We start from the raw sequence: 12,164 nt of genomic DNA on the forward strand, positions 1-12,164 counted from the left end.
ATTTTACAATACAATCTCTTTACAAGCACGATACACATCTTTCCAGTCTTCTCGTGTTTTGATGACTGTTTCTAAGTATTCATTCCAAACGACTTTATCTTGAATCGGGTCTTTTACTACAGCTCCAACCAAACCAGCGGCTAAATCTTCGGCATTGAGGCGACCATCGCCAAAGTGAGCAGCCAAGGCCAGTCCGTTATTGACTACCGAAATGGCTTCGGCGGTACTCATGGTACTTGATGGCGTTTTGATTTTGGTTTTGCCGTCGGCTGTTACGCCAGCGCGCAACTCACGGAAAATGGTTACAATTCTTTGAATTTCTTTTAAAGCAGGAGCTTCCGCAGGAAGTTCTAAGGCTTTTTGTAAACTAGATACACGATGTTGTACAATTTCTACTTCTTCCTTCATCGTTTCTGGAACAGGTAAAATCACTGTATTAAAACGACGTTTTAAGGCGCCAGACAGTTCGTTTACTCCTTTGTCACGGTTGTTGGCAGTGGCAATAACATTAAATCCTCTTACCGCTTGAACTTCCATGTTTAGCTCAGGAATTGGAAGTGTTTTTTCTGATAAAATAGTAATTAAAGTGTCCTGAACATCAGCCGTGATACGTGTTAATTCTTCAATTCTGGCGATTTTTCCTGTACGCATGGCCTGCATCATAGGCGTTGTTACCAAGGCATTTTCGCTTGGCCCTTCAGCTAACAACTTAGCATAGTTCCAGCCATAACGAATTGCCTCTTCACTAGTCCCAGCGGTACCTTGAACCAGCAATGTCGAATTTCCTGAAATAGCTGCCGCCAAATGCTCTGCTACCCATGACTTAGCAGTACCAGGCAAACCATATAATAGTAGCGCGCGGTCGGTGGTAAGTGTGGCTACGGCAATTTCCATCAAGCGACGATTACCGATGTATTTGGGTGAAACTTCAAAGCCGTTTGGTAATTTTCCTCCCATTAAATATTGCACGACGGCCTGAGGCGAAAGATTCCAACTGGTCGGACGAGTATTTTTATCTTGTTTACTAATTTCTTCTAATTCATGAGCAAATTGCTCTTCTGCGTGTTGACGTAATACGTTCATGGTGTTGAAGGTTTGTGTAAAGCTTGTTTACTGAGCTATTTATTTGGAGTTGTTACAAGCTAAAGTTTTTGTATAAATTCTGATTGAATCATCTCCTTATAATACAAAGAAGATTTCAGTGGAGCTACCACCGAGCGCGTCCACATGTTTTTATGTGCATCAGTTTGAATTGGTTCTGGATAATTGTCAAGTTGTTTGAGTAGCTGAGTCGAAAGACATCTCCCCAAAGCATTCATCAAATCATACTCATACATCAATGTGTAATAGTTTTGAGGATGAATAATCACCGAAGCCAAGACTGATAAAATGAATTTTGAAAATTTTGTAGAATACGCTTGATGCGGATTTAATAAGACAAAATCTTTGAGTATGGTAAGGTTAATAGCATCACTTTTCATCAGAAGTGCCTCTTGTCTTTCCAAGCTTAGAAATTGAACTAAATCAAGCCAATCGTATTTCGAAAAATCAGAATTTGATAAGAAAATATCAATTTGCTCAGGTGTTGCTAGCTTCAGGCTTTTGGTAAAAGAGTTGAGCAATATTGATTCAGGTTTCTCGACAAACTTTTGAACAAGCTTTTGTATATCATTGTCAAAATAGTCGATCAGGTATTGCGGATGTAAGTAAGTTAAGATTTCAGAAATCCAATACAGTTCATCAGAAATACCTCTGTAGGGACTTACAGACTCTAATCCTAAGTTTTCTCTTATCTTGGTTTCCTCCCAAAATTCAGCTACTTCTTTGCTCTTCTCATTAGATTCCAAGTATTTGGGAAGTAAAGGCTTGATAAGAACTGCCACCTTATTGGCCCAGTCGCATCCATAAATGCCTAGCTTTAGGCGAAGAATTATCTTAAGTGTGTCTGAAGTAATATCTTTGGGCTTTTTGATTTGCGCAAGCTCTTCGTATACTTTGTCCAAAAAATCAAGGTCTTGATTGGATAACTGATGAAAGAATTCATGCAGAAAATCCTTTAGGTCTTTTCCCGTTTCCGAACTCCATGAAGCGTCCAAAAGCGCCAAGGCTTCTTGGGGCTTTTCTTTTCTTAACTTACTAAAATATAATTTTCGAGCAGAGGGTTTCCCTTCTGTCCAAACATCATCAACCAGAACTCTATCTTTCCAGTCAGGATTAAATTGTGTAAGCCAAAGTCCTTTTTTACCAATAATAGGATATAGTTTTGATCTGAATTTTGAGAAAAATTTATTCAAAATTGGCACAATTAAGGTGTCCTGAACAATCAACTGATGTTGCGTACATTGGAGCAGTAAATACTCTACCAAATAAGGATTAACCTTTTCTTCATTTAAAAAACCTTTCCAGATGGCATGGATATTCTTGGAACAATACTCGGACGTTTCTGTTTCAGAAAAAGCCTGAGTAGGGAAAGTGACTTTCTCATGCATGGTGCCAGCTTTTTCATACAAAAGCGTCATGCTGGAAGCTTTCAGGAAGATATCCTCCATGTTTTTTTCATTGGCTAGCGCTTTTCGAATAGGTTCGGGTAATGGCTCAAGCTGTAATGGCATTTTGGTTGTACCCAGTAAAGCCGTTTTTTTTAGGTGACTCCAATACATCATATGAATAGCAGAATATGGTTGGTCGAAGGTTGATTTTTATAAGCGATGTTCAAAATAGGAAAGCTAGTCCAATAATAGGTAGTCATAATTTTGAACGATGCCCAATGGTATAACAGAATCAAACTGATATAGCACCATAAGAGATACTGCATTGCCACCTGTGACGGCCAACAGTTTCCAGATTTGCTCTTGATTTACGGCTGCATCAATCATCACGATGGTCTCACTTGCATCCTGTAGGTAGTATTTGCCTTGATGAAATACGACACGTACTTGCTCTATCAACATAGGAACTGTATCTATCCAAGGATTTTGTGCTAAAATATCTACCGCTTTTGCATGAACATCGTCCCAAGAATTGCTTCCAGAGATAGCCTCAGGGAGATAATCTACAGTCGAGATATAGTCTTTGACGGTAGCTCTTAAGGGAGTATGACTAGGATAAAAAGCCAAATTCGCGTGAGCAATAGTGCCAGGCAAAATAGGCGTTTCGATTGCCATGCCGCCAAACGAAAAATTGAGTACTAGAGCTTTTTTCTGACTTTTAAGTCCCCAAAGCCAGTTTTTCTGCATGGTGAGTCCCTCTTCGATAGTGGTTTGTCGACCTAAAACTAACCAGTGATCTTTGATAGTGTCGATATCCTCTCGATCTAATAAATCCTTGGTTTGGATATTCCAACCAATTCTTGCTTTTACTTCCTCCTGAACTAGCGGAGGAAGTTGATCTAAGCGATTGAAGGATTCAATGAGTAAGTATATTTTGGAGATAATCTCTAATGCTTTCTTTTGCCAATCGTCATTTTTAACGAAATCAAGCTTATTAAAAGACTTGACCAATCCTGCTAACCCAGTAGCTTGCGAGTCAACCAATCGGGCTGCCATGCGTTCAAAATAGGGTACACCTTTTTGAGGAATCGTCAATAGCCCTGCTTGCACGAGGTCTTTGAGCCAAAGTTCTAATTCTGCCATTCCGTTTTGGACTTTCAAATAACGTTCTTCCTGACGTTTGGCTTTGGCTCGAGCTTGCTTTTCGGCTTGAGCCGCAATGGTTTCTGGCGATACGGCTTCAGTGGACTCTTCTACTTTATGGGTTTTAGCACTTCTTTTATTCATCCAATCGCTAACCCATAAAGGTTCCTCGATGGTTGAAGGGATTTGTCCTTCTTTTTGCGCTACTAAAAACAAAAGTCCCAAACCATGTTTACAAGGGAATTTTCTACTCGGACATGAGCATTTGAAGGCAGTATTGTTTAGGTCAACTTGAGTTTGATAGGGATTTTTGCCACTCCCTTGAAGCTCTCCCCACAAGACCCTTTCATTGGATTGGAAATTGAGCCATTTGCGTTCTTGAGACAAGTCTCGTCCTGCTTTTAAAGAAGAAGCGTCTGGAGCAAGCTGTACAACTTGCTCGTCAGTTAAATAGTTCATAGATAAAGTTCAACACTAGGGTAAAAGTTTGGCTTTAAATTTAGCTTGTTTTTTTAGTTAAATACAAATGTTATAGCATCTTTAATTTTGATAAAAATAAAAAAAGTGGTTTTTGTTAGTTGTTAAACTAGTTTTTGCCTAAGAAAGTTGACTTTATTCCACTAATAAATAGCTTTAATAGAGAATTTTATCTCAGGATAGATTATCACTATTCGGTCAAAATATTGACTATATTTGTGAATTACTATTCTATTCAAACTATGAAAAAATTATTGTTTCTAACCTTCATTGGTATATTATGTCATCATTTTAGTCCCGCTCAGACCCTCGACCAATCGAATTTGCCCATCTTAAAAATCACCACTAAAAATGGTGCAACCATTCCCGATGAACCTAAGATTTTGGGGACTTTACAACTCATCAATAATGGCAACGGACGGGTGAATACACCTAATGATACGCCCACAGGCTACAATGGTTATTTGGGTATAGAATTGAGAGGCTCGACTTCCAAAGATTTTTTTCCAAAGAAACCTTATGGCTTTGAACTTTGGGCAGATACAACTGGAAAAAGCCAGAAGATAGCTTTTTTAGGAATGGCTGAAGAATCAGATTGGGTACTCAATGCGAGTTATAATGACAAAACCTTCATGCGAGATGCCCTAACCTATGATATTTCGAATCGTATGGGAAGATACGCTACCCGCACACGCTATTGCGAAATCACATTGAATGGTAGGTACGATGGTTTGTATTTAGTCATGGAAAAAATCAAAAGAGATAAAAACCGAGTTAATGTTTCCAGTATCAAAACGACTGACAGTACTGGCGATGCGCTTACGGGTGGGTATATTCTTAAAATTGATAAAGTCAACGGTTCACCTGCTTGGTCTTGGAAAAATACGATTGGGACACCCATTGTACTTTTTCAGGTAGAATATCCCAAATATGCCGATTTGACCTCCAAACAGTTGACTTATATCAAAGGCTGGATGACAACTTTTGAAAAAGAACTTTACGCCAATACTGCACTCGAAAAAGACGCTGCTTGGCGAAATATGATAGATATGGATTCTTTTGTAGACTATTTTATCTTGACCGAACTTACCAAAAATATTGATGGCTATCGACTCAGTACCTATTTCTACAAAGATAAAGATAGCAAAGATGCCCGCCTAAAAATGGGTCCAGCTTGGGATTACAACTTGGCTTATGGCAATGCTGATTATTATGAAGGATATAAAACTACAGGTTGGCAATACCAAATCAACGCTTTGGCTTCTCCCACTGGCGACATTTATCTATCTCCTTTTTGGTGGTCGAAGCTCGTGCAAGATGAAGATTTTAGAACCAAAGCATCAAACCGTTGGGGTGAACTTCGCAAAACAATTTTGGCTACAGAACGTATCAATCAATGGATAGATTCAACGTCTACGATTATAGCTCCTGCGGTAGCACGTAATTTTAAGAGATGGCCAGGGGTTTTAGGAACAAAAGTTTGGCCTAACTATTACGTTGGTACGACTTTTCAGGATGAATTAAATTTTATGAAAGAGTGGATTCGTTCAAGATGTTTGTGGCTAGATGGGCAGTTTCAAAGTAAGTCGCTAGTTTTAGGTATTGAAGAGTTTTTTGAACCTAAAAGAAGTCTGACCATTTTCCCAAACCCAGCAGTTTCAAACAGTCAGGTTAGATATGAAGTTATGACAAGGGGGCAAGTAGAAATCAATCTTTATGATTTGTCAGGAAAAAAGTACATGAGGTAGTCAACCAAAATCAATCTGTGGGAGAATATCAAGTACCATTGAATCGACAATTTCCCCAAGGAGTTTATATCCTCGACTATCGCCTCGGTGGAATACCTGTGGATAGGATAAAAGTGGTGGTTGAATAAATAGGGGCAAAGTGAACGGGCACAAAGGCACAAAGTGTTTTTTTAGTAGTAAGGTGAACAGGCACAGAGACACAGTATTTTTTTAGTGGTAAAGTGAACAGGCACAGAGGTACAGAGTGTTTTTTTAGTAGTAAAGTGAACAGGCACAAAGGCACAGAGTGTTTTTTTAGTGGGAACAGGCACAAAGTTTGCTTGAGAGAACAATACATTCACTTTGTGCCTCTGTCCCTTTGCCCCTTCGAGCCTCTGTCCCTGTGTCACTCATCCCCCGCCCAAAGCCAGTCTTAAAAAATCCAGAAAAAAATCACTGACTTTCGTCATTTTTTTTGAGAAAAATGTGGATAAATATAAACTTTTTCAATTTGTTTAGAGTTGTTCTAAATAAAGTATAGTATTTGAAAAATCCAATAATTAATTTTGTGCCTAAATTAAATAGGTGTTGTCTCCTGACAGATGAAAGAATACTTTCAAATGATAATCAGTAAGTTTTGATTGAGGAGGCCAATCCTAGAACGTTTGTCATAGGTCAAATATCACTACCAAGAAAATGTTAAAGATAAATAACTTACAAGCCAAAATTGGTGAAAAAGAAATTCTGAAAGGAATCAATTTAGAAGTTAAAGCTGGTGAAGTTCACGCTATCATGGGACCAAACGGTTCGGGTAAAAGTACTTTAGCTTCTGTTTTGGCAGGTCGCGAAGATTATGAAGTTACAGGAGGTTCGGTAGATTTCTTTGGCAAAGACCTTTTGGATTTGGCTCCAGAAGAACGCGCTGCTGAAGGTATCTTCCTTGCATTTCAATACCCTGTCGAAATTCCAGGTGTTTCGACTACCAACTTTTTGAAAACTGCTGTAAACGAAATCAGAAAGTACCGTGGCGAAGAGCCATTGGATGCAGTTCAGTTTTTGAAAATGTTCAAACAAAAAATGTCTTACGTAAACATCGACCAGTCTTTGTTGAACCGTGCGTTGAACGAAGGTTTTTCAGGTGGAGAGAAAAAACGTAATGAGATTTTCCAAATGGCAGTATTAGAGCCGAAATTAGCAATCCTTGACGAAACTGACTCAGGTTTGGATATCGATGCGCTTCGTATTGTAGCAGAAGGTGTAAACAAATTGAAATCACCAGACAACGCAACTATCGTAGTAACTCACTACCAACGTTTGTTGGACTATATCGTTCCAGACTACGTACACGTATTATATAAAGGTAGAATCGTAAAATCAGGTACAAAAGAATTAGCTCTTGAACTTGAAGAAAGAGGTTACGATTGGATTAAAGCTGAAGTTGACGCTGCTGAAGTAAGCGCTTAATTTTCGGTAATCTTTGAGGCGTTTTACTCAAAGGTAGTAAAGTAACAATCTACCAATTATCAAATCATCGAACAAAATGAATAGTAATACTGATTTGAAGGCACAATTAATTGCTGACTTTAAAGATGCTGAGGGCAAAATGAATGGCGAGGCCAAAAGCCCGATTCATTTGGTACGTCAGCAGGCTTTGCAAACCTTCGATCAATTGGGTTTCCCAACAATCAAGCATGAAGAATGGAAGTATTCTAACGTTAAAAACTTGGTAAACCAATCGTTTGCGTTTAATGCCCCTTCCGACTTTAGTGCTGCTGATGTAGAGCAAATGGCTATTCCAAATTTGGATGGCAATATTTTGTATTTTATCAACGGTGTTTACAACGAAGCTTTAAGTACCATTGTAAGCCCTACAGACGAGGTGGTGATTCTTCCATTGGCGGAGGCGATCAAGTCGCATGCTGATGTGATTGAAAAATATTTCAACCAATATGCCGATTCAGCTGATAATGCTTTTACAGCTGTAAATACTGCTTTTGCTAAAAATGGTGTATTTATTTATGTACCAGAGAAAAAAGTAGTAGAACAACCTATCATCTTGCGTTTTATTGCTGATGCTCGTGAAACTAACGTAGCGGCGCAACCTCGTAACTTGATTGTAGCTGGCAAACGTGCTGAGGTAAAAGTAGCTGAAGCGTTTCGTTCTTTTGGTGAAAATGTATCCTTTACTAATGCTGTTACCGAAGTTTACGTAGCAGAAGAAGCAAACGTTCATTATTACAAAGTACAAAACGAAACAGACCAATCTTATAACATCGGTACAACTGCGGTATATCAAGAAGGTCGTTCGGTATTTACGGCAAACACTGTTACTGCTAATGGTGGTTTTGTGCGTAACAACCTCAATATCAAAATTGATGGAGAGTACGCTGAAGCTAACATGTTTGGTTTGTATATTCCAAACGGAAAACAACACGTAGATAACCACACAGCTGTTGACCACGCCAAGCCTAATTCGAACTCAAACGAATTATATAAAGGTATTTTGAAAGATAAGTCAACAGGGGTATTCAACGGTAAAATCTATGTAAGACAAGATGCACAAAAAACAAATGCCTTCCAATCTTGCAAAAACGTGTTGATTTCAAACGATGCAACGATGAATACCAAGCCTCAGTTGGAGATTTGGGCAGATGATGTGAAGTGTTCACACGGAACAACAACTGGTCAATTAAATGATGATGCTTTGTTTTATATGCAAGCGCGTGGTATCTCTAAAGATTCTGCTCGTGCTTTGTTGATGTTAGCATTTGCACAAGAAGTAATCGACAAAATGGAAATTCCAGCTATTAAAGAATACTTGGAAGGACTTATTGTTGAAAAAATATATCAAGCGTAAGATTGATCTTAAAGAAAAATCAAAACCGTGTCGGGTATTAAGTAGGTGTGAGTGTTGAATTATGAGTTGTAAATGTAAGTTTTTAATTATTTATGATTAAAGATTTTTATTCATAATTCACAAACTCTACATTCATAATTCAAAACTTATTCCCCGACACTCTTATTTTAGTAGTGATAAAAAATTAAGTTGATTTTGAGGCAAGTGGTTGGTTATTAATTGCTTAAAGCAGGTAGTTATACCAAGTATGATTTAATCAAACGAAGAGGTAAGATATTGATAATTAAAATTTTACCTTCACAACTCATAATTCAACACTAATTCATAACTCCTACTTTTTTAGGTACTATGCAAATCAAACTGGTTCAATCACATGAAGATTTGCTTCGATGCTTTCCCGTAATACACGAGCTACGACCACATCTTACTGTAGAGCGTTTTGTGGAAATGTATGAGCAAATGCAAAAGGAGTCCTATCAAATCGCTTTTGTCGAAGAACCAAATCAAGAAATTTGGTCAGCCGTAGGATTCAGATGTATGAATCTGTTTTATGCTGGCAAAATTATCTATATCGACGACCTCAGTACATTGCCCCAAGCGCGTGGAAAAGGTCGAGCCAGTCAGCTCTTAGATTTTATCAAACAGTATGCTATCGAACTAGGCTGTGACGCCATTCACCTCGATTCGGGTCATCAACGCCACGATGCACATCGTTTGTATCTTCAAAAGAAATTTAGAATTGCTAGCCACCATTTTATTGTAGAACTTCCCAAAAACACGTAACTGCCATGACACTCACCGAAATTGTAGATATTCAAAAAATCAGAGCAGACTTTCCTGTACTAGATCAAGAAATCAATGGGAAAAAATTAGTGTATTTTGATAATGCGGCCACAACTCAAAAGCCTATCGCTGTTATCAATGCACTGAAGCATTATTATGAATTTGATAATGCCAATATTCACCGTGGGATTCACACTTTGGCCGAACGTGCTACGCGTGATTTTGAAGCTACACGTGAAGCAGTACGTAAATTTTTGGGAGCCGCTTCGACCGAAGAAATTATCTTTACTTCTGGTACTACCAATGGTATCAATTTAGTAGCGAGTACTTACGGACGTAAGTTTATCAAAGAAGGTGACGAAATCATTATCTCAGGACTTGAGCACCATTCGAATATCGTACCTTGGCAAATGCTTTGTGAAGAGAAAGGTATTACGCTCAAAGTAATTCCAGTAAACGATCGTGGCGAGTTGGATATGGAGGTATACGACCAATTACTTTCTGAAAAAGTAAAATTGGTTTCGGTAAACCATGTGTCAAACGCCTTGGGAACGATTAACCCAGTAAAAGAAATTATCGCCAAAGCACATGCAGTAGGAGCGGTAGTGATGATTGATGGTGCACAGGCAACTTCTCACTTAGACATTGATGTGCAAGATTTAGACGCAGATTTTTATGCGTTTTCAGCACATAAATTGTACGGACCAACAGGCGTTGGTGCTTTGTACGGCAAAAAAGCCTTACTAGAAGCCATGCCTCCTTATATGGGTGGTGGTGAGATGATTAAAGAAGTGACTTTTGAAAAAACTACCTACAATGAACTTCCTTACAAATTCGAAGCAGGTACACCAAATATCGCTGATGTAGTAGCACTCAAAGCTGCATTGGAATACATGGACTCAATCGGTCGTGATAAAATTGCGGCTCATGAGGATATGCTTTTGCAATATGCTACTGAGCAATTATTACAAATCGAAGGTTTAAGAATGATTGGCGAGGCTAAAAATAAAGTTTCGGTTGCTAGTTTTGTGATTGAGGGGATTCACCCACAAGATATTGGCGTTTTATTAGACAATTTGGGAGTTGCAGTACGTACAGGTCACCACTGTACACAACCTTTGATGAAACGTTTTAATATTCTTGGAACTACAAGAGCCTCTTTTGCGGTTTATAATACAATTGAGGAAGTTGATCGTTTAATCGCTGGTCTTCACCGTGTGAAGAAAATGCTTGCTTAATATTGTAAGTTTTACAAAGTGAACAAAAAGTAAAAGAACAAACTGATAGAAATATCTACTTTTGCTTATTCAAAATTCACTCATTGAAATAGATACTAATGACCATTAACGAAATTCAAGACGAAATCATCGAAGAGTTCGCACTTTTTGATGACTGGGCAGATAAATACGAGTACATTATTGATATGGGCAAAAAGCTAAAAGGCTTACCCCAAGATCAAAAAACTGAAGATAATATTATCAAAGGTTGTCAAAGTCAGGTGTGGCTTAATGCCCATAAAGAAGGAGACAACTTGATATTCGAAGCCGATTCTGAAGCCGTAATTGTAAAAGGATTAGTAAGTATGTTGATTAGAGTATTATCAGGGCATTCTCCAAAAGAAATCGCTGAATCAGAACTTTACTTCATTGACCAAATTGGTATGAGTCAGCATTTAGCTCAAACTCGTTCAAACGGTTTGGTTTCGATGGTAAAACAAATGAAGAATTACGCAATTGCTTACCAACTCAAGTAAGCATTGTTGAGAAAAGACATTACTATCTTTTTATAAACCACTTAACAAGTTTTTTACAAAACAATGACTGAGGAAGAATTAAAAGAAGAAGTTATTGGGGCGCTTAAAAAGGTATATGACCCCGAAATTCCTGTAGATGTATATGAATTGGGTTTGATTTATGACATCAAGGTTTTTCCAGTAAATAACATATACATTCTCATGACCTTGACTTCGCCTTCTTGCCCATCAGCGGAGCAAATTCCTGTTGAAATTGAGCAAAAAGTTAGAGAAATTGAGGGTGTTTCTGACGTAAGTGTTGAGCTTACTTTTGACCCACCATATTCACAAGATATGATGTCCGAAGTGGCAAAACTTGAGCTAGGGTTTATGTAGTCGATGGCTGTAGGCAATAGGCGATAAGCCTATTGATTATTGCTCAATTACGTTTATTTTAAAGAAATTCCAAATTTTTAAATTTGTTTATAAGTAATTATGTATCCAGAACATTTAGTGGCTCCAATGAGAGCTGATATCGTAGAAGGTGGTTTCAAAGAATTGAAATCAGCAAGTGAAGTAGATTCAGTAATGACAGAAAAAGGCACTACTTTGGTGTTTATCAACTCAGTTTGTGGTTGTTCTGCTCGTACTGCTCGTCCAGGCGTGAAAGAAGCGGTTTGGAATTCGGCTAAGAAACCAGATCATTTGTTTACTGTTTTCGCTGGTGTTGACCAAGATGCTACTGCAAAAGTACGTGAGTACTCTTTGCCTTACGCTCCATCATCTCCATCGATTGCACTTTTCAAAGATGGTGATTTAGTTCATTTTGTTGAGCGTCACCACATCGAAGGTCGTTCGGCTGAGATGATTGCTGCTCACCTTGAAATGGTATTCGAAGAGTTTTGTTAATCGTTGGTTAACCAAAACAAAAAATCCCCAAAGTCAGACTTTGGGGA

11 protein-coding genes are annotated in these 12,164 nt (G+C 38.3%); 8 read left to right on the forward strand and 3 right to left on the reverse strand.

Annotated features, from left to right (window positions below; genetic code table 11):
- Positions 1 to 3: 3 nt before the first annotated feature.
- The 3 genes from BWI92_RS01530 to BWI92_RS01540 form a co-directional block, all read right to left on the reverse strand.
- On the reverse strand, positions 4 to 1,083 hold the full coding sequence (locus BWI92_RS01530) for an AAA family ATPase (protein ID WP_095160359.1): 1,080 nt from the start codon (positions 1,081 to 1,083) through the stop codon (positions 4 to 6).
- A gap of 59 nt (positions 1,084 to 1,142) precedes the next feature.
- A complete protein-coding gene (locus BWI92_RS01535; protein ID WP_141234667.1) occupies positions 1,143 to 2,612 on the reverse strand; it encodes a DUF5691 domain-containing protein in 1,470 nt (489 codons plus the stop codon).
- 114 nt (positions 2,613 to 2,726) lie between these two features.
- The gene (locus BWI92_RS01540) at positions 2,727 to 4,091 is read right to left on the reverse strand and encodes an SWIM zinc finger family protein (protein ID WP_095160361.1); all 1,365 of its coding nucleotides are present in this window, start codon (positions 4,089 to 4,091) and stop codon (positions 2,727 to 2,729) included.
- Positions 4,092 to 4,351: 260 nt separating this feature from the next.
- Here BWI92_RS01540 and BWI92_RS01545 point away from each other — a divergent pair, with 260 nt between their 5' ends.
- The 8 genes from BWI92_RS01545 to BWI92_RS01580 all read left to right on the forward strand — a co-directional run bounded on the left by BWI92_RS01545 (position 4,352) and on the right by BWI92_RS01580 (position 12,117).
- The gene (locus tag BWI92_RS01545; RefSeq protein ID WP_095160362.1) at positions 4,352 to 5,857 is read left to right on the forward strand and encodes a CotH kinase family protein; all 1,506 of its coding nucleotides are present in this window, start codon (positions 4,352 to 4,354) and stop codon (positions 5,855 to 5,857) included.
- A gap of 675 nt (positions 5,858 to 6,532) precedes the next feature.
- Positions 6,533 to 7,300, forward strand: coding sequence for a Fe-S cluster assembly ATPase SufC (sufC, locus tag BWI92_RS01550; protein WP_095160363.1), 768 nt, complete (start codon positions 6,533 to 6,535; stop codon positions 7,298 to 7,300).
- A gap of 76 nt (positions 7,301 to 7,376) precedes the next feature.
- Positions 7,377 to 8,693, forward strand: coding sequence for a Fe-S cluster assembly protein SufD (sufD, locus tag BWI92_RS01555; protein WP_095160364.1), 1,317 nt, complete (start codon positions 7,377 to 7,379; stop codon positions 8,691 to 8,693).
- Between the two features lie 348 nt (positions 8,694 to 9,041).
- Positions 9,042 to 9,476 (forward strand): GNAT family N-acetyltransferase, encoded by a 435-nt coding sequence (locus BWI92_RS01560; protein ID WP_095160365.1) that lies wholly within the window; start codon positions 9,042 to 9,044, stop codon positions 9,474 to 9,476.
- 5 nt (positions 9,477 to 9,481) lie between these two features.
- The gene (locus tag BWI92_RS01565) at positions 9,482 to 10,714 is read left to right on the forward strand and encodes a cysteine desulfurase (RefSeq protein ID WP_095160366.1); all 1,233 of its coding nucleotides are present in this window, start codon (positions 9,482 to 9,484) and stop codon (positions 10,712 to 10,714) included.
- Between the two features lie 98 nt (positions 10,715 to 10,812).
- Entirely contained in the window at positions 10,813 to 11,229 is a 417-nt protein-coding gene (locus tag BWI92_RS01570) for a SufE family protein (RefSeq protein WP_095160367.1), read from the forward strand.
- Positions 11,230 to 11,292: 63 nt separating this feature from the next.
- The gene (locus BWI92_RS01575; protein ID WP_095160368.1) at positions 11,293 to 11,604 is read left to right on the forward strand and encodes a DUF59 domain-containing protein; all 312 of its coding nucleotides are present in this window, start codon (positions 11,293 to 11,295) and stop codon (positions 11,602 to 11,604) included.
- A 99-nt stretch (positions 11,605 to 11,703) separates the two neighbouring features.
- Complete coding sequence (locus BWI92_RS01580) at positions 11,704 to 12,117, forward strand: BrxA/BrxB family bacilliredoxin (RefSeq protein WP_095160369.1); 414 nt, start codon at positions 11,704 to 11,706, stop codon at positions 12,115 to 12,117.
- Positions 12,118 to 12,164: the final 47 nt, after the last annotated feature.

The sequence above is a fragment of the Flectobacillus sp. BAB-3569 genome (assembly GCF_002270355.1).
In the GTDB taxonomy this organism is placed as follows: Bacteria; Bacteroidota; Bacteroidia; order Cytophagales; family Spirosomataceae; genus Flectobacillus; species Flectobacillus roseus.